General features: G+C 67.4%; 14 protein-coding genes. 6 read left to right on the plus strand and 8 right to left on the minus strand.

What is annotated here, in order from left to right:
• Positions 1-12: 12 nt before the first annotated feature.
• From BAC01S_RS15275 to BAC01S_RS15290, 4 genes are all read right to left on the minus strand, one after another.
• Entirely contained in the window at positions 13-522 is a 510-nt protein-coding gene (locus tag BAC01S_RS15275) for a DNA-deoxyinosine glycosylase (protein WP_027795554.1), read from the minus strand.
• A 22-nt stretch (positions 523-544) separates the two neighbouring features.
• Positions 545-1,210, minus strand: a complete 666-nt coding sequence (locus BAC01S_RS15280) for a chorismate--pyruvate lyase family protein (RefSeq protein ID WP_027795555.1) — start codon at positions 1,208-1,210, stop codon at positions 545-547.
• Between the two features lie 169 nt (positions 1,211-1,379).
• A complete protein-coding gene (gene htpG, locus BAC01S_RS15285) occupies positions 1,380-3,287 on the minus strand; it encodes a molecular chaperone HtpG (protein ID WP_027795556.1) in 1,908 nt (635 codons plus the stop codon).
• 97 nt (positions 3,288-3,384) lie between these two features.
• A complete protein-coding gene (locus BAC01S_RS15290; RefSeq protein WP_027795557.1) occupies positions 3,385-4,887 on the minus strand; it encodes an aminotransferase-like domain-containing protein in 1,503 nt (500 codons plus the stop codon).
• A 171-nt stretch (positions 4,888-5,058) separates the two neighbouring features.
• Between BAC01S_RS15290 and BAC01S_RS15295 the strand changes: the two genes are divergently transcribed.
• The 5 genes from BAC01S_RS15295 (at position 5,059) to BAC01S_RS15315 (ending at position 11,519) form a co-directional block, all read left to right on the plus strand.
• Positions 5,059-5,967, plus strand: a complete 909-nt coding sequence (locus tag BAC01S_RS15295; protein WP_027795558.1) for a DMT family transporter — start codon at positions 5,059-5,061, stop codon at positions 5,965-5,967.
• Positions 5,968-6,077: 110 nt separating this feature from the next.
• Positions 6,078-7,277, plus strand: coding sequence for an aminotransferase-like domain-containing protein (locus BAC01S_RS15300; RefSeq protein ID WP_027795559.1), 1,200 nt, complete (start codon positions 6,078-6,080; stop codon positions 7,275-7,277).
• Positions 7,278-7,331: 54 nt separating this feature from the next.
• Positions 7,332-7,796 (plus strand): RidA family protein, encoded by a 465-nt coding sequence (locus BAC01S_RS15305; RefSeq protein ID WP_027795560.1) that lies wholly within the window; start codon positions 7,332-7,334, stop codon positions 7,794-7,796.
• Positions 7,797-7,922: 126 nt separating this feature from the next.
• Positions 7,923-8,828 carry a PhzF family phenazine biosynthesis protein gene (locus tag BAC01S_RS15310; RefSeq protein WP_027795561.1) on the plus strand — a complete coding sequence of 302 codons (906 nt, stop codon included), beginning with the start codon at positions 7,923-7,925 and terminating at the stop codon, positions 8,826-8,828.
• Positions 8,829-9,158: 330 nt separating this feature from the next.
• A complete protein-coding gene (locus tag BAC01S_RS15315; protein WP_027795562.1) occupies positions 9,159-11,519 on the plus strand; it encodes a bifunctional diguanylate cyclase/phosphodiesterase in 2,361 nt (786 codons plus the stop codon).
• A 38-nt stretch (positions 11,520-11,557) separates the two neighbouring features.
• Here BAC01S_RS15315 and BAC01S_RS15320 read toward each other — a convergent pair whose 3' ends face one another.
• Genes BAC01S_RS15320 through BAC01S_RS15330 form a run of 3 tightly spaced genes read right to left on the minus strand, consistent with a single transcriptional unit; the run spans position 11,558 to position 15,222 of the window.
• Positions 11,558-12,586 (minus strand): histone deacetylase family protein, encoded by a 1,029-nt coding sequence (locus tag BAC01S_RS15320; RefSeq protein WP_027795563.1) that lies wholly within the window; start codon positions 12,584-12,586, stop codon positions 11,558-11,560.
• Positions 12,587-12,602: 16 nt separating this feature from the next.
• Positions 12,603-13,862, minus strand: a complete 1,260-nt coding sequence (locus BAC01S_RS15325; protein WP_027795564.1) for a Zn-dependent hydrolase — start codon at positions 13,860-13,862, stop codon at positions 12,603-12,605.
• Positions 13,863-13,896: 34 nt separating this feature from the next.
• A complete protein-coding gene (locus tag BAC01S_RS15330; protein ID WP_027795565.1) occupies positions 13,897-15,222 on the minus strand; it encodes an MFS transporter in 1,326 nt (441 codons plus the stop codon).
• Between the two features lie 142 nt (positions 15,223-15,364).
• Between BAC01S_RS15330 and BAC01S_RS15335 the strand changes: the two genes are divergently transcribed.
• Positions 15,365-16,315 carry a LysR family transcriptional regulator gene (locus BAC01S_RS15335; RefSeq protein WP_027795566.1) on the plus strand — a complete coding sequence of 317 codons (951 nt, stop codon included), beginning with the start codon at positions 15,365-15,367 and terminating at the stop codon, positions 16,313-16,315.
• Positions 16,316-16,335: 20 nt separating this feature from the next.
• On the opposite strand, the gene BAC01S_RS15340 is transcribed toward BAC01S_RS15335, so the two are convergent.
• Positions 16,336-16,794: a CopD family protein gene (locus BAC01S_RS15340; RefSeq protein WP_027795567.1), complete on the minus strand. Its 459-nt coding sequence runs from the start codon at positions 16,792-16,794 to the stop codon at positions 16,336-16,338.
• Between the last annotated feature and the right edge of the window lie 59 nt (positions 16,795-16,853).

Consider the following 16,853-nt stretch of genomic DNA (forward strand, 5'->3'; position numbering starts at 1 on the left):
CGAAATGCAGACCTAAGCGCGCTCCTGCAAGAGCCACTTGCGCAATCCTTCCCACGCGTGCAGCTTCTCGGCGTAAGGCACAGCCGCATAGGCAGGGCTGCTCGAAGGCAGCCTGACGAAATCGAGCGGCCTGCCGCTGTCCGCCAGCGCCAGCATGCCGAGCCTGGCCGCCGTGCCGCCGTTGAACGCTACCGCCGCGAGATTCGGCAGCAAGGTCACGAGCGCCGCCACATCGTTCGCGGCATGGTCGCGAATCCGGCTGTCGAGGCTGCCTTCGCGGCGCGCCTCTGCAATGACATCCCACAAGCCGATGCGATGCGCGAGCAGCGCCTCGAGCCGCTGAGGGTATTCCATCGCCCGCAGGTCCTCGCCGATCACGTCGCCGATCAAATGCCAGAAGCGGTTCTGCTTGTGCGCGTAATACTGCTGCTGCGCGAGCGACGCTTCGCCCGGCAGGCTACCGAGGATCAGCACGCGCGTCTCGTCATCGACGACGGGGGGGAAAGAGCGCTTGAACGTCATGGGCAAAAGGCCGCGCGCAAGCTCAGCGCGACATAGGATGCTCGCGTTGCGCGGCATGCGCACGCGAAGCGGTATGGTCGAGCGGGCCGCGCTCGCGCCCCAGATGGACGGCACGCGTGCCGCCCGCAACTACGCCGCCAAGGTGCAGCCACAGCGCCGGCAGCATGCATTCCGTCACGAGCAAAGGCGCGCCATGCCGCTCGAACACTGAACGCCGGGCAAAGAATGCGTGCGGCGCATGCCCCGCTGTCTGCCGCGCCGCGAGCGCATGCAACGGATGCCGCGCATTGACGCGTCGGCTCACGAGCGCCGAGCGCGCCACGCCGCTATCGCTGTAAAGCAGTTCTGCGAGCGGCCGCGTGCGCAAGCTGCGCATGGCCTGCCAGACGCCGTGGCTCGCAGCCAGCGGCGTTGCGCTGTGCGCGGCCACGAACGGCACGCCGTCCACGACGAGCGCGATCTCGCGCACCCACGCCCGCTCGCGCGGCGCGAGCCCGAGCGCCGCGCGCTCGTCGGGCCAGGGCAGGTCAACGGCCTCGCGTGTCACTCGCACCTCCACCTGGCCCAATGTGCGCAGATGCGCGGTCAGCGAACCGCCGCGGGTAAGCCAGTCTTTCTGAGCGGGACTGAAGGCCGGCAAGGGCGCGACGCGCCAGCGCGCGTCGGCGGCATCGAATCGGATGGACATGGCGCGCATTATAGGCCCCGCCCCAGGCGCGGCGCCCGCACGCGCGCAAAAGAAAACCCCTCGGGGCAAACCATGCCGCGAGGGGTTTCGAAGGAGGGCTTACGCCGGGCAGGCCGCCGGCCTGGCGGCGCGCCCATCAACGCCCCAACAACGCCCCGTCAACGCCCCATCACCGTGCGAGCAGCAGCGCGTTCGTGCGCTTGACGAAGCTCGCCGGATCTTCCAGCGCACCGCCTTCGGCCAGCAGCGCCTGATCGAAGAGCAGATGGCACCAGTCGGCGAAGTCGGCGCGGTCTGCCGAAAGCGCCTTCACGAGCGGATGTTCCGGGTTCACTTCGAGAATCGGATGGAACTCGGGCGCATTCTGGCCCGCCGCCTTCAGCATGCGCTGCAGGTAGCCGCTCATCTCGCCTTCGTCGGCCACGAGGCACGAGGGCGAGTCGGTGAGGCGGAACGTGAGGCGCACGTCCTTCGCCTTGTCCTTGAGCGCTTCCTTCATCTTTTCGACGAGCGGCTTGAGTTCCTCGCCCACCTTCTCCTGCTGCTGCTTTTCCTCGTCGTTGAGCGCGCCCAGGTCGAGGTCGCCGCGCGCCACGCTCGCGAGCGGCTTGCCTTCGAACTCGGTGAGGAACGAGAGCGCCCATTCGTCCACGCGGTCGGTGAGGAGCAGCACTTCCACGCCCTTCTTGCGGAACACTTCGAGGTGCGGACTGTTCTTCGCCGCTTGCCACGTATCCGCCGTGACGTAGTAGATCTTCGTCTGCTCGGGCTTCATGCGCGCAACGTAATCGGCCAGCGAGACGTTCTGCTCGGCCGTGTCGTTGTGCGTGGAGGCGAAACGCGCGAGCTTCGCCACGCGTTCCCGATTGGCATGATCCTCGCCGATGCCTTCCTTGAGCACCTGGCCGAACTCGGTCCAGAACGTCTTGTACTTCGCCTTGTCCTCTTCCTTCGCTTCGGCGTCGGTTTGTGCAGAAGCCAGCTCCTCGAGCATCGACAGCACGCGCTTGGTCACACCGTCGCGAATCGCCTTGACGTCGCGGCTTTCCTGCAGGATTTCACGCGAGACGTTGAGCGGCAAATCGCTCGAATCGACCACCCCCTTCACGAAGCGCAGGTAGTTCGGCAGCAACTGCTCGGCGTCGTCCATGATGAAAACGCGCTTCACATAGAGCTTCAGGCCGCTCTTGTGGTCGCGGTTCCACATGTCGAACGGCGCGTGCGCGGGCACGTAGAGCAGCTGCGTGTACTCGCTGCGGCCTTCCACGCGGTTATGCGTCCACGCGAGCGGGTTCTCGTGATCGTGCGCGAGATGCTGATAGAACTGCTGATACTGCTCGTCGCCGATGTCGCTCTTCGCGCGCGTCCACAGCGCGCTCGCCTGGTTGATGGTCTCGTACTCGTCCTTCGTGACCATCTCGCTCTTTTCGGCGTCCCATTCTTCCTTCTTCATCTCGATGGGCAGGCCGACGTGATCCGAATACTTCTGGATGATCGACTTGAGCTTCCACGCGGAGAGCAATTCGTCCTCGCCCTCGCGCAGATGCAGCGTGATCGTCGTGCCGCGCTGGGCGCGCTCGATCGTCTCGACCGAGAAGTCGCCCTCGCCCGCGCTTTCCCAGCGCACGCCTTCGCTCGCGGGCAGACCGGCGCGGCGGGTTTCCACGGTGATCTTGTCCGCGACGATGAAGCCCGAATAAAAGCCCACGCCGAACTGGCCGATCAGCGCCGCGTCCTTCTGCTGGTCGCCCGAGAGCTTGCCGAAGAACTCTTTCGTGCCCGAACGCGCGATCGTGCCGAGGTTCGACACGGCTTCGTCGTGGCTCATGCCGATGCCGTTGTCGTCGATCGTGATCGTGCGCGCGGCCTTGTCAAACCCCACGCGTATGCGCAGGTTCGGATCGTTTTCGTAGAGCGCGCTGTTTTCGATCGCCTCGAAACGCAGCTTGTCCGCTGCATCCGACGCGTTGGAGATCAGTTCGCGCAGGAAGATTTCCTTGTTGCTGTACAGCGAATGGATCATCAGATGCAGAAGCTGCTTCACTTCCGCCTGGAAGCTCATCGTTTCCTGGGCCATAAGTCCTCGTTCGTTGTTTCGTTGCAGTGCAGATTAGATGGCTTTCGCGCCGCCTGCGACGCGCCGACCGCCCAGATGGGGACGGTCCGGCCGGTTTTCAAGGGCCGGTGCCTGTACTGGTGCCTGCGCCGCGGCGCGCCACGCCGTCCAGATAGCTCGCGAGAAACGCGGACAGCGCCGGGTCTCCGCAGTTCGCCACGTTAAAGCGCATCCATGTGGTGGGCGACTGGTGCGGCGAGAAGAGGCTCCCCGGCGCGAGCAAAAAGCCCGCCTCGTGGCCGGCGGCGGAAAGCGCGTCGGCGTCGACGCCGGTATCGGCCCAGAGAAACATGCCGGCTCCCGGCGCCACGAAGAGGCGCATGCCTGCGCGCTCCAGCATCCGCGCGGCCTTGTCGCGCACGCCGTCGAGGCGCGCGCGCAAGCGCTCCACATGGCGCCGGTAATGGCCTTCGGTCAGCACCCGGTAGACCACGCGCTCGTTCAGTTCCGGGCTCGTCATGCCGACGAGCATCTTCTGGTCGGTCACCGCCTGGGTGACGTCGAGCCGCGACGCGATGAAGCCCACCCGCAGATTGGGCGCGAGCGTCTTCGAAAAGCTGCCGAGGTAGATCACGCGGCGCAGCTGGTCGAGGCTCGCGAGACGCGTGGCGGGATAGCCCGGCGGACAAAGATCGCCGTAAATATCATCTTCGACAACAATGAAGTCGTACTGCTCGGCCAGGCGCAGGATGCGAAACGCCTGCGCGGCCGTGAGCGACGTGCCGGTGGGGTTCTGCAGCACGGAGTTGATGACGAGCATCTTCGGCCGCCACGTCTCGACCAGCGCCTCCAGCGCGTCCAGGTCCGGCCCTTCGGGGGTGTACGGCATGCCCACGAGCCGCGCGCCCTGCGAGGCGAAGCGCCCGAACATCTGGAACCAGGCCGGATCGCCCACCACCACGGTGTCGCCGGCCTCCACGTAGAGGCGCGCGAGCAGGTCGATGGCCTGGGTGACGCCGGAAACCAGCACGATCTGGTCGGGCGAGGCGCCGATCTCGAGTTCGGCCAAGCGCGTCTGCAACTGCTGGCGCAGCGGCAGGAAACCCTGCGGCGAGCCGAAGCCGAGCATCTGCGTGCCGCTCTGGCGCCCGAGCGAGCGCAGCGCCCCCGTAATCAGGTCGCCTTCCAGCCAGCGCGCGGGCAGATAGCCGAGTCCGGGCTTTTTCTCGGGATTCGTCGAGGAGTGCAGCATGTTGCGCAGCAGCCAGACCACGTCGAGCGTGGGCGGAGGCGGCGGCGCTACCGGTTCGGCCGCGCCGGTGCCGGCGCCGCCGCGCCGCTCGACCGAGGCGACCGTGGCGAGCCGCTCGCGCACGTAGAAGCCCGAGCCGCGCCGCGAATCGAGGTAGCCCTGCGCGACGAGGCGCTCGTAGGCCTCGACGACCGTGAAGCGCGACACGCCCTTGTCGAGCGCGAGCTTGCGGATCGACGGCATGCGCATACCGGGACGGAACACGCGCTCCTCGATGCGGCGGCGGCCCCACTGCACGAGCTGGTCAACGAGGGTGAGCGTGGCCGCGTCGTGCGGCGCCGGAATCTGGTCGAGCGGAACGGAGGACATGGCGGCTCCAAACTGTACCGAACACTATCGGATCGATTGTACCGTTACTGTCAGCGTCCATACCGGTACATTTATCGACGTGCGTACCGGTAAGGATCCGGTCGAAACCCCGTCGGGCCGCCAGCCTGTGGCCTGCGCCCGCCCGGCGGCCCTGCATACCGAACACCCATGATGAAAGCACGCGAAACCCAGGGCATGCTGCTCGGCCTCGTCGGCGTCGTGATCTTCAGCCTCACGCTGCCGATGACGCGCATCGTCGTCCTCGAATTCCACCCGCTGCTCAACGGCCTCGGCCGCGCGCTGGCCGCCTCGATACCGGCCGCCGCCCTGCTTGCCTGGCGCCGCGAACAGCGGCCCACCTGGCCGCAGGTGAAGAGCCTCGCCGTGGTCTCGCTCGGCGTGATCGTGGCCTACCCCGTGTTCTCCGCGTGGGCCATGAAGAGCGTGCCGGCCTCGCACGGCGCGATCGTCAACGGCCTGCAGCCGCTCGCCGTCGCCATTTATGCGGCCTGGCTCTCGCACGAGCGGCCCTCGAAGGCGTTCTGGGCCAGCGCGCTCGCCGGCAGCGCACTCGTCATCGCGTTCGCGCTGCAGGCGGGCGGCGGCTCGCTCCATGCCGGCGACGCGTGGATGCTCGTCGCGGTCGGCATCGGCGCGCTCGGCTATGCCGAAGGCGCGCGCCTCGCGCGGCAGCTCGGCGGCTGGCAGGTGATCTGCTGGGCGCTCGTGCTCTCGGCGCCGTTTCTCGCGCTGCCGGTCGGCTGGCTCGCGTGGGAGCACCATCTCGCGCACCCCGGCCCCGTCGCGCTCAAGACCTGGCTCGCGTTCGGCTATGTCACGCTGTTCTCGCAGTTCATCGGCTTCTTCGCCTGGTACGCGGGCCTCGCCATGGGCGGCACCGCGCGCGTGGGCCAGGTGCAGCTGCTGCAGATCTTCTTCACGATGGCGTTCTCGGCGCTGCTGTTCGGCGAACACGTTGCGGCGTCCGCGTGGTTCTACGCGGCGGCCGTGATCCTCACCGTGATGCTCGGCCGCCGCGCCTCGATCCAGACCGCGCCGCAGCCGGCACGGGCCGTGTAACGGCCGTCTTGCGAGACGCGTCGCGTCATAATCGAAAACCTTCCGGCGGCGCGGTGTGGCGCCGCGCCCAACCTGGCGTTTCATCCGTTCACCTGAAAAAAGGAGACTTCATGGACCACAGCGAACTTCAACCGGCCCGCGCCTGGCAACTGTCCGAGCGCGCCATCAAGCTGACCAGCTCGGCCATTCGCGAAATCCTGAAGGTCACCGAACGCCCCGAGGTCATCTCCTTCGCGGGCGGCCTGCCCTCGCCGGCCACCTTCCCCGCCGAGGCCATGCGCGCCGCGTCCGACCGCATCCTGCGCGACAACCCGGCCGGCGCGCTCCAGTACAGCGCGACCGAGGGCTACCTGCCGCTGCGCGAATGGGTGGCCGAGCGCCATTCGGCAGGCGGCGCGAAGATCCGTCCTTCGCAGGTGCTCATCACCACGGGCTCGCAGCAGGCGCTGGACCTGCTCGGCAAGGTGCTCGTCTCGCCGGGCAGCCCGGTGCTGGTCGAAACGCCCACCTACCTCGGCGCGCTGCAGTCCTTCTCGCTTTACGAGCCGCGCTACGTGCAGGTGCCCACCGACGACCTCGGTCTCGTGCCCGAAGCGCTCACGCCCGCACTGACGGCCGGCGCTCGCCTGCTCTACGCGATCCCCAGCTTCCAGAACCCGACCGGCCGCCGCCTGCCGCTCGCGCGCCGCGAGGCGCTCGCCGCGTATGCGCAGCGCGCACCGTTCCCGGTTGTCGAAGACGATCCCTACGGCGCGCTCGACTACGCGGGCGAGCCGCTGCCGACGCTGCTCTCGATGGCCCCCGAGCACATCGTGTATCTGGGCTCGTTCTCGAAGGTGCTCGCGCCGGGCCTGCGCGTGGGCTACGTCATCGCGCCCGAAGCGCTGCACTTCAAGCTGGTGCAGGCCAAGCAGGCAAGCGACCTGCACACGCCGAGCTTCACGCAGCGCATCGTCCACGAGGTCGTGAAAGACGGCTTTCTCGACACGCACGTGCCGACCATCCGCACGCTCTATCGCAGCCAGTGCGAGGCGATGCTCGCGGCGCTGACGCGCTACATGCCCGAGGGCGTGAGCTGGAACCGCCCCGAGGGCGGCATGTTCATCTGGGTCAACCTGCCCGCGCACATCGACAGCATGAAGCTGCTCGAAGACGCGATCGCGCAGAACGTGGCCTTCGTGCCCGGCGCGCCGTTCTTTGCAAGCGAAGCGCGGCACACTATGCTGCGTCTGTCGTTCGTCACCGTGCCGCCCGCGAAGATCGACGAAGGCGTCGCGAAACTCGGCGCGCTGATTCGCGCGCGCGGCTGACGGCGAGGCACATCCGATTTCCGTTGTTTTTCTCTCCCACGAGGACTCCTGATCATGGCTGACATCAACATTTACGACCGTCTCGAACAGCTAGGCATCGAACTGCCGCAGGCAGGCGCGCCCGCCGCCGCTTACGTGATGAGCGCGCAAAGCGGCAACACCGTGTACCTGTCCGGCCACATCGCCAAAAAGGACGGCAAGGTATGGGCCGGCAAGCTCGGCGACACGCTCGGCACCGAGGAAGGCAAGGCCGCCGCGCGCGCCATCGCCATCGACCTGCTGGCCACGCTGCACACCCACACGGGCGACCTCAACAAGGTCAAGCGCATCGTCAAGCTGATGAGCCTCGTGAACTCGACGCTCACCTTCACCGAGCAGCACATCGTCACGAACGGCGCCTCGGAACTGATCGCCGACGTCTTCGGCGAGAAGGGCAAGCACGCTCGTTCGGCATTTGGCGTGGCGCAGATCCCGCTCGGCGCTTGCGTCGAAATCGAGCTGATCGCCGAAGTCGAATAAGCACGCGGCCGCTTCAGCCGCTTCGGCCGCCCGCGGCGGCATGCCGCCGGCAACCCGCCCCAACGCGCAGGCCGCCTTGCCCGAGGCGGCCTGCGCGTGCTTCCCCTTCCACCGAGACTCCCCGCCATGTCCCAACGCAGCGTCCGCTTCAAACAGGTCGACGTGTTCACGTCGGTGCCGTTCAAGGGCAACCCGCTCGCCGTCGTGTTCGACGCCGACGGCCTCGATACCGCGCAGATGCAGGCCATCGCGCGCTGGACCAACCTCTCCGAAACGAGTTTCCTGCTCGCGCCGACCGATGCGCGCGCCGACTATCGCGTGCGCATCTTCACGACGCGCGGCGAGTTGCCGTTCGCCGGGCACCCGACGCTAGGCACGGCGCATGCCTTGCTCGATAGCGGCTATCGGCCGAAAACGCCCGGCCGCCTCGTGCAGCAATGCGGCGCCGGTCTCGTCGAACTGGCCGAACAAGGCCGCGGCGATCACCCCGATCACGGCACGCCGAGCCGCTGGGCCTTCGCCGCCCCGCCCGCGCGCGTGACGCCGCTGCCCGCGGACCGCTACGACGCGCTGCGCGCCGCACTGCGCTCGGACACCATCGATTTTGGGGCAGCCCCCAGCGCCGCCGACAACGGCGCGCCATGGCTCGTCGCGCGCTTCACCTCGGCCGAAGCCGTGCTCGCCCTCGACCCCGATCTGCAGGCGTTCACGACGATAGCCGAGAGCGTGGGCGCACGCGGCATCGCGGCCTACGGCCCGCACGCGGCGGGCGACCCCGCCACGTTCGAGGTCCGCTGCCTGATGACGGGCCTCGGCAAGGGCGAAGACCCCGTCACGGGGAGCGCCAATGCCGCGATCGCCCTGCTGTTGCAGCAGCAGAACCTGCGCCCCGGCATGCGCTATACGGTGCGCCAGGGCACCGCGATGGGGCGCGACGGCCGCGTCTCGGTCGACTATGACGATGCCGCCGGCCGAATCTGGATCGGCGGCGCATCGGTGACCGTCATCGACGGCACCTGCCTCCTCCCCTGATCGCCCACCCGGGCGGCACGACCTCCTTCGGCCGCGCGCAGCGCAAAATCTATGCGCGGCCTCGCATCTATGCTCACCGAATAGGCAATGTGCGCGCCCGGTAACACGATTCGTGTATACCCGGGGAGGCTGTGCTTCCTTAAACATTGCCCAACCATTAATATCGGAATATCGGGTGCCGAAAGGCCCTGCTGTGTCTATTTCCGCGTGCATCCCGCGCGCCACTCTCTCAGCCGTCCCGCATAGCATGCCGCCCATGAAACCGAGCGCCTCGTTGCCGTCCCGGCCGCCGCATCCGCGGCATGGCGAATCATGCGGGCGGCGGGCGCGATGAGCACCGCCCGGCGACCGTTCTCCCGCGACCCGAGCCAGCGCGGTACGCCCGGCCCGGCCTTCACGCGCCCGCGCACGCTGCTGGCCATTCCGCTCCTCGGCGTGCTCGTGCTGCTCCTGCTGTGGGCCGTGATCTTCATGCGCCTCTCGGTCGAAAAGGAAGCGACCGTGCGCGAGGCAACCGCCTCGGCGGCCATCCTTTCGGCAGGGCTCGAGCAGCACACCGTCAAGTCGATCCACCAGGTCGACCAGATCACGCGCTTCGTGAAGTACGAGTACGAGAAGTCGCCCGCGACTTTCGATCTCGCGACCACGGTCGAAAAAGGCGTCGTGCAGAGCGACTCGCTCGTGCAGGTGTCGATCATCGACGAGCACGGCAAGCTCGTCGCCAACACCAACGATCCGCATCCGAAGCCCATCAACCTCTCCGACCGCGCCCACTTCCGCGTGCACGAGCACGAGAACGACGACCAGCTCTACATCAGCAAGCCCGTGCTCGGCCGCGTGTCGGGACGCTGGACGCTGCAGATGACGCGCCGCCTCAATCATCCCGACGGTTCTTTCGCGGGCGTCGTGGTGGTTTCGGAAGACCCCAGCTACTTCACGAGCGACTTCTACAACAACGCGGCCATTGGCCGCGACGGTGTGATCGCCGTGATCTCGGACACGGGCGCCGTGCTCGCGCGCCGCACCGGCAGCGCGGAACGCGCGAGCGGCGCCTTCTCGGCCAGCGGCGTCTATCCGATCGCCGAGCACGTCTCGGGCACCTATGTCGATCCGATCGACCACGTCGCGCGCATCGTTTCGTACCGTCACATCGACGGCTATCCGCTCGGCGTGCTCGTGGGGCTCTCGCAGGCCGAGCAATTTGCCGACTACAACCACACGCGCGACGTCTACCTGATGATGGCGACGTTCATCTCGCTCGCCATGCTGTCGTTCTTCGCCGTCGCGACGGGGCTGATCGGCAAGCTGCTGGGGCGCGAGCGCGAGATGTCGCAACTCGTGCAGTACGACCTGCTAACAGGTCTGCCCAACCGCTACGCGACGCTGCAGCGGCTGCGCCACGAAGTCTCGCAGCCCGGCAACCTCGGGCGTCTCGCGATCCTCTTCATCGACCTCGACAACTTCAAGACCGTCAACGACACGCTCGGCCACAACGCCGGCGACATCGTGCTGCAGATGAGCGCGGCGCGCCTCGCCGACGCCGTAGGCGCGGGCGGCACGCTGGCACGCATCGGCGGCGACGAGTTCGTGGTCATCGTGAAGGGCGACGACATCGAAAAGCGGGCGATCTCGCTCGCGGAGGCCACCAACCTGGCGTTCACGCATCCGTTCGACGTGCGCGGCAGCGCGTTCGTGCTGCACGCGAGCACGGGCATCGCGCTCTTCGCGGTAGCACACGAAAGCGAGATCGACCTGCTGAAGAAAGCCGACCTTGCGATGTACGCCGCGAAGGAAGCGGGCCGCAACTGCTTCCGCTTCTACTCGCCGCAGCTCGCGCACCGCGCCGACCATCTGATGAAATGGGAACAGCAGTTGCGCGTGGCGCTGTCCGAAGGGCAGCTGTTCCTCGCCTATCAGCCGAAGATCGATTTGCGGCGCCGCTGCATTACGGGCTTCGAGGCGCTCGTGCGCTGGAACCATCCGCAGTACGGCCTGATTCCGGCGAGCGAATTCATTCCGGTGGCCGAATCGACCGGCCTCATCGTGCCGGTGGGCGACTTCGTGATCCGCACGGCCTGCGCGCAGCTCGCGCAGTGGCAGCAGCAGGGGTACGAAACCCTCTCGCTGGCCGTCAACATTTCGGCCGTGCAGTTCTGGCGCGGCGACCTCTACGAGACGGTCGCGCACGCGATCGAGGAAACGGGCATCGCGGCCCATCGCCTCGAACTGGAGATCACCGAGACCGCGATGATGGAGTACCCCGAGCTCGTCTCCGAAAAAATCTTCGCGCTCAAGCGCCTTGGCGTGCGCGTGGCGCTCGACGACTTCGGCACGGGCTACTCTTCGCTCTCCTACCTGAACCGCTTCGCCGTGGATACGCTCAAGGTGGACCGCTCGTTCGTCCAGGCGATTCCCGCCGACCGCAGCGTGTGCGTGATGGTCTCGGCAATCGTGAATCTCGCACGTTCGCTCGGCCTCACGGTGGTCGTGGAAGGCACGGAGACCGAGGAGCAGATCGCGTGGCTCGCGGCGCTCGGTCCGATCGAGGCGCAAGGCTTCCTGTTCTCGCGCCCCGTGCCGGTGGAGGGCGTGCCGGCGCTGATCGAGCGCTTCGGCGTGTGCGGCATGGCCCATACCGCCGGGGCCGCCGAACACGGCGAACACGTGAGCGACGCGTCGCAGCCGCGCTAAGGGCGGCGCGCGGCCGTTGCGCCGCTCAGTGTGCTGCGTCAGCGCGCTTGCGCGTGCGTAAAGCCGCCGAAGAACGCCCGCGCGTTGTCTTCGAGGCTCGCGAGGTGATAGCCCCCTTCCTGCACGATCACGCACGGCTGGTCGAGCGCGCCGATCGCCGCGCCAAGCCGCCCGAAGCCTTCGGTGCTCACGGCCACCTTCGACTGCGGATCGTCCTTGTAGATATCGAAGCCCAACGCAAGCACGATTGCGTCGGGCTCGAAGCGCTTCAACACACGCAACGCCGCCTCCACGCGCTCGAAAAACGCGTCTTCTGAGGCGCCGTGCGGCATCGGCAGATTGACGTTGTAGCCCTCGCCCTCCCCCGCGCCGCGCTCGTCCTCGTAACCGGCCACCACCGGATAGAAGTTCGTCGGGTCGCCGTGGATCGAGACGTACAGCACGTCGCCGCGGCCGTAGAAGATCTCCTGCACGCCCTGGCCGTGATGCATGTCCGTGTCGAGGATCGCCACACGGCCGAAGCGTTCCCGCAGCGACTGCGCGGCAATGGCCGCGTTGTTCAGGTAGCAGAAGCCGCCCGCCGCGTCGGCGCGCGCATGATGGCCGGGCGGACGGCTGAGCGCATAGCTCGCGCGCGCGCCGTCCTTGACCGTGGCCGCCGCCGCGAGCGCGCTCTGCGCCGACCAGTACGCCGAGCGCCATGTGTTCGCGCCCACCGGGCAGCTGCCGTCCGCGAGATAGCGCGCCGCCTGTGCAAGCACGCCACGCAGCGGATTCGGATCGCGCACGTAGATGTTCGACATCACTTCGTCGCCCCAGTCCTCGGGCATGCGCTTCCATTCGCCGTGCGCCTCTTCGAGGAAGCGCAGGTAGTTCATGTCGTGCACGGCCGCGATGGGCGCCGTGCCGGCGTCGACCGGCTCGCGCACTTCGAAGCCGAGCGAATGCGCCGCCGCCACGAGCCGCGCCGCGCGCTCGGGCACTTCCTGCGGCTCGCGCATCTGGCCGCGCGAGAGATACGTGCGCGGGTGGTGCAGCAGTTGTTCGGGGTGAAACCAGGTCAGCATTATCAGGACTCCTTTCTCATACCTCGGCGTGCACGCGCGCCTGCACGCCGGCGCGCGCCGCCACCGCATTGAGCAACACGTTCGCGCCCGCCGTGACGTCTGCGGGCAGCGCGTCCTCGGCCTCGTTGTGCGAAAGCCCGCCCACGCACGGAATGAACACCATCGCAGTCGGGCAATAGCGCGCGAGATGGATTGCGTCGTGGCCCGCGCCGCTCACGATATGCTCGTTCGAAAGCCCGAGCGCCGTCACCGCCTGCGCGACGAGCCCCACGCATTCGGCGTCGAACGGCGTGGCCGGGCTCGTCCAGCAGTGCGCGATCGCCACGTCGAGCCCGCGCGCCGCGGCCGCCGTCGCGCACGCCGCGCGCAGGTCGCACTCCATGGCGTCGAACTGCGCGTCGTCGGGGTGGCGAATATCGACGGTGAACGTGAGATTCGCCGCAATCGTGTTGCGCGACGAGTTCGCAATCTGCACCTGCCCGATCGTCACGAGACCGAGCGGCGCGTAGCGCGCCATCACGCGCTCGATTTCGAGCGCCATCTGCGCCGCGCCGAAGAACGCGTCCTTGCGATAGCGCATCGGCGTCGTGCCCGCATGCGCGGCCACGCCAGTCACCGTCACGTCGAACCAGCGGATCGCCTGGCCGCCCGTCACCACGCCGATGGTCGTGCCGTTGGCTTCAAGGACCGGTCCCTGCTCGATGTGCGCCTCGAAGTACGCGTCGACCGGAACCCCCGTCGCCGCGCGCGTGCCGCGTGCACCGCACGCGTCGAGGGCCTCGCCCAGCGTCACGCCGTCGGCGTCTTCGCGCGCCAGAGCATCGGTTAGCGGCATCGCGCCCGCAAACACCGCCGAGCCGAGCATCGCCGGCGTGAAGCGCGCCCCTTCCTCGTTGGTCCACGAACAGATCGCGATGGGCTTTTGCGTCGTGGCGCCGGCGTCGTTCAACGCGCGCACCACTTCGAGCGCGGCCAGCACGCCATAAACGCCGTCGAAGCGGCCGCCTTCGGGCTGCGTGTCGAGATGACTGCCCATCAGCACGGGTGCCGCGCTCGGGTCCGTGCCGTCGCGGCGCGCAAAGAGGTTGCCCACCTCGTCGGTCCACACATTCATTCCCGCCTCGCGGCACCACCGCGCGAACAGCTCGCGGCCGCGCCGGTCCTCGTCGGTCAGCGCGAGGCGGCGCACCCCGCCGCCCTGCGTCGCGCCGATCTTCGCCATCTCCATTAGGCTCGCCCACAGGCGCGCGCCATCAACCTGCAACTGCTCTTTCATCATGACATCCCTACTGGTCGAACATATCGATTCGTCAGCGCGAGCTCACCGCGCCTGCGGCCGCCCCGTCGTGCGCCTGCGCTGCGCGGCGCGCGTCGAGCGCGACAATGCACAGGAACGACACGCCCGCGAGACACGTATAGAACACGGCGAGCGGCCACCACTGCCCCGCATAGCGATGCGCGAGCCACGTGCCGACGAGCGGCGTGAGCCCGCCCGCCACCGCCCCGCACACCTGGTACGAAAGCGAGATCGCGGAGTAGCGCACGCGCGTGGGGAACACGCCGGAGACGAAGCCCGCGATCACCGAATAGAAGCTGGCCATGCAGACCACGGCGAGCGCGATGCCGATCACCATCGGCACGACCCGGCCGCTTTCCACGAGCGCGAACATCGGGTACGGCGAGAGCATCGCCGCCATGGCCGCCCACTTCAGGAAGCGCGCGCCGCCCATGCGTTCCGCGAGCCACGCGGCAACGGGCTGCGAAAGAAACTGGATGATCGCGACGACGAAGAGGCAGTCGAGGATCATCGAACGCGTGATGCCGACGTACTGCGTCGTGTACGCGATCATGAAGGTGTTCGTAAAGTACACGCCCGCAATGCCGATGGTGTTCGCGCCGATGCAGAGCAGCACGAGCCCCCACGCGGAACGGAACACTTCGGCGACCGGCAGCTTGACCGTGCGGCGCTGGTCCTTCAGTTGTGCGAACTCGGGCGACTCGTTCACGCCCAGACGGATCACGATGCCGACCACCAGCAGCACGGACGAAACGAGGAACGGCAGACGCCAGCCCCATGAGAGGAACGCGGCCTTGTCGAGCGAGGTGACGGCGCGAAACGCGAGCAGCGAGAGGATCAGGCCCGCGGGCGAACCGAGTTGCGCGAACGAGGCGAAGAACGTGCGGCGGCCTTGCGGCGCATGCTCGCCCGCCATCAGCACGGCGCCGCCCCACTCGCCGCCCACCGCGATGCCCTGCACGACGCGCAGCACGATGAGCAGCACCGGCGCAAGCATGCCGACGCTCGCATACGAAGGCAGCAGGCCGACGCAGACGGTCGCGACGCCCATCATCATGAGGGTGGTCATGAGCGCCTTCTTGCGGCCGATGCGGTCGCCCAGGTGGCCGAAGATCAGCCCGCCCAGCGGTCGGGCGAAAAAGCCGACGGCGAACGTGGCGAACGAAGCCATCGTGCTGACGAAGCGGTCCTCGGAAGGGAAGTAGAGTTCGCCGAACACGAGCGCGGCGGCGGTGGCGTAGATGTAGAAGTCGTACCACTCGATCATGGTGCCGATAAACGCCGCGGCGGCGGCGCGCACGGGCTGGCGGGTGGCGTCCGCCGGTTGGGTTGGGCTCATGGAGCGTCTCCTCGTGTGCCGTATGGCGTCTCACGCGATAGGTGCGTGCAAGGTTTATCGCCGGCCACAAAACATTAGTCAAATTTCGCGTTATTATTTCGCTCATAAATCTGGCTAATACCTACGATGGAGAGCCGCCGCCATGCGAGCAGAACCGACCCGATTTCTCAACGACCGGCTCGACTGGAACCTGCTGCGCACCTACCTCGTGATCATGCAGGAGCGCAGCCTGAGCCGCGCCGCGGCGCGTCTTTTCGTGACGCAGCCCGCCGTGAGCCAGGCGCTCAAGCGCCTCGAAGACACCCTGGAGCGCAAGTTGATCGAACGGCGCGGCGCGCAGTTCATGCCGACCCAGGCCGGCGAGGAGGTCTATCGCATCGCGAGCGATATCTACGGCAACATCTCGCGCCTCGAAACCGAGCTCGACGAACGGACCGCCGACATCACGGGCACGATCCGGCTCCTCACGGTGAGCCGCATCGAATCGCGCGTCTATGACGAGTTCCTCGCGGAATTTCACGTCGCCTATCCGCGCATCGACCTGCAGATCGAAGTCATGCGCTCGTCGGACATCATTTCGTCGGTACTGCAGAAGACAGCGACGGCGGGCCTGAGCCTGTGCCGCACGCCCGTGGAGAAACTGGAGCGGCGGCTATTCCTGCGGCAACGCTACGCCATTTTCTGCGGGCGCCATCACCGGCTCTTCGGCCTGTCCCAACTGACGATGGAAGATCTGCTCGCGGAAAACTTCGTGTCGTTCACGAGCGACCAGATCGGCGACAGCCTCTCGCCGCTCACGGTGTTTCGCGACCAGCGCGGCTTCACGGGGCGCATCGTGGCGTCTTCGCCGAGTCTCGACGAGGTGCGGCGGCTCATTTATGCGGGCTACGGCATCGGCTGCCTGCCCGAGCACGCGGTGCGGGACGATCTGGCGCGGCAGCGGCTGTGGCGGCTGCCGCCCGAGGAAGGGCTCGCGGACGTCGATATCCACCTGCTGTGGCATCGCGAGCGCAAGATGAATGCGGCCGAGGCGGCGTTCTTCGACGCGATGGAGCGCTGCATGCAGCGCCATGCGTTGGCCGAGAGGCTTTGACCAGGTAACGCCGACCGGTTTCAGAACCCGCGCGACATCACGGCAACGCCGATCGTAACGACGCCAAGCACGAGATTGACGAGCACGAGTCGGCGCACGGTGCCCACGGCGCGCGCGCCGTCGGGCCAGCGCTGCGACTGCACGGCGCGGCGAATGCGCGGAAAGACCGCAAAGCGCAGGTGCCCGTAAATCAGCATCATCAGCACGCCCAACCCTGCCATCGTATGCAGTTGCCAGGTGGCGTGGCCACCGCCGAACTGCATGAGCAGAAAACCGCCCGTGACCAGAATGACGAGCACCGCGCCCGCCACCCAGTTGAAGAAGCGGCCGAACACCGACTCCCAGAGCGGCAGCCGCAGCTGTGGCGAAAGATCTTCGAGCGCCGGTCGCAAGCAGAAGTGCGCGAACACCATGCCGCCCACCCAGACGGCGACAGCCAGCAAATGCAAGAAAAGCGCGACTTCGATCGCGTGGCCCATGCTTCAGATTCCTGTATGTGTGGAGAGGCGGCGCAGCGCAAGACGCATGCCCGCAATGC

The sequence above is a fragment of the Paraburkholderia acidipaludis NBRC 101816 genome (genome assembly GCF_000684975.1).
Lineage (GTDB): Bacteria > Pseudomonadota > Gammaproteobacteria > Burkholderiales > Burkholderiaceae > Paraburkholderia > Paraburkholderia acidipaludis.

Coding starts and splice junctions, on each gene's coding strand:
- BAC01S_RS15300 (WP_027795559.1), top strand. CDS start 6,078: ATGGACCACAGCGAACTTCAACCGGCCCGCGCCTGGCAACTGTCCGAG.
- BAC01S_RS15275 (WP_027795554.1), bottom strand. CDS start 522: ATGACGTTCAAGCGCTCTTTCCCCCCCGTCGTCGATGACGAGACGCGC.
- BAC01S_RS15295 (WP_027795558.1), top strand. CDS start 5,059: ATGAAAGCACGCGAAACCCAGGGCATGCTGCTCGGCCTCGTCGGCGTC.
- htpG (WP_027795556.1), bottom strand. CDS start 3,287: ATGGCCCAGGAAACGATGAGCTTCCAGGCGGAAGTGAAGCAGCTTCTG.
- BAC01S_RS15340 (WP_027795567.1), bottom strand. CDS start 16,794: ATGGGCCACGCGATCGAAGTCGCGCTTTTCTTGCATTTGCTGGCTGTC.
- BAC01S_RS15315 (WP_027795562.1), top strand. CDS start 9,159: ATGAGCACCGCCCGGCGACCGTTCTCCCGCGACCCGAGCCAGCGCGGT.
- BAC01S_RS15325 (WP_027795564.1), bottom strand. CDS start 13,862: ATGAAAGAGCAGTTGCAGGTTGATGGCGCGCGCCTGTGGGCGAGCCTA.
- BAC01S_RS15335 (WP_027795566.1), top strand. CDS start 15,365: ATGCGAGCAGAACCGACCCGATTTCTCAACGACCGGCTCGACTGGAAC.
- BAC01S_RS15330 (WP_027795565.1), bottom strand. CDS start 15,222: ATGAGCCCAACCCAACCGGCGGACGCCACCCGCCAGCCCGTGCGCGCC.
- BAC01S_RS15305 (WP_027795560.1), top strand. CDS start 7,332: ATGGCTGACATCAACATTTACGACCGTCTCGAACAGCTAGGCATCGAA.
- BAC01S_RS15310 (WP_027795561.1), top strand. CDS start 7,923: ATGTCCCAACGCAGCGTCCGCTTCAAACAGGTCGACGTGTTCACGTCG.
- BAC01S_RS15320 (WP_027795563.1), bottom strand. CDS start 12,586: ATGCTGACCTGGTTTCACCCCGAACAACTGCTGCACCACCCGCGCACG.
- BAC01S_RS15280 (WP_027795555.1), bottom strand. CDS start 1,210: ATGTCCATCCGATTCGATGCCGCCGACGCGCGCTGGCGCGTCGCGCCC.
- BAC01S_RS15290 (WP_027795557.1), bottom strand. CDS start 4,887: ATGTCCTCCGTTCCGCTCGACCAGATTCCGGCGCCGCACGACGCGGCC.